Raw genomic sequence first — 351 nt, 5'->3', positions numbered from 1 at the left:
ATCGGAAGCTGACCTGAGGCCTTAGGGGGTAGGCTTCCGGGCAGGCAAAGCGGACAAACGATACGCGAAACGTCGGAATGGCTCACAGGGTGCCTGCCTGCTACTCTGTGCAACCAGGAGCCTCCGAGCTGGCAAAGCAGGATAAATGCGAAGGCAGCAAAACAGCTCCGGGAGAGAAATCTGAAGCAGAAAGGCCGGGAATGAGGCGGCTTCCAGGGCAGCTTTCTCTTATTCTTTTGATTGGGGTACTGACTCCTTAACGGTTTTTAGCCAAAAAGCACAGCACTAGCTAATAGAAAACATTAAGGATACCCTAGAATAAGAAGCCGGGATTGGAAAGATCGAATGTGG

At 51.6% G+C, this 351-nt stretch carries 1 protein-coding gene; it reads left to right on the top strand.

Annotated elements, in window-relative coordinates:
• Positions 1-77 precede the first annotated feature (77 nt).
• Positions 78-260 (top strand): hypothetical protein, encoded by a 183-nt coding sequence (locus tag AC07UV_RS25740; RefSeq protein ID WP_495185862.1) that lies wholly within the window; start codon positions 78-80, stop codon positions 258-260.
• Positions 261-351: the final 91 nt, after the last annotated feature.

The organism is Sphingobacterium sp. GW821-FHT03E03 (genome assembly GCF_059420745.1).
Note: the sequence above shows the minus strand (reverse complement) of the source record. Positions and strands in the feature narration are given on the sequence as shown.

Bases quoted from the DNA above. Each gene is read 5' to 3' on its own strand.
- AC07UV_RS25740 (WP_495185862.1), top strand. From the start codon at position 78: ATGGCTCACAGGGTGCCTGCCTGCTACTCTGTGCAACCAGGAGCCTCC.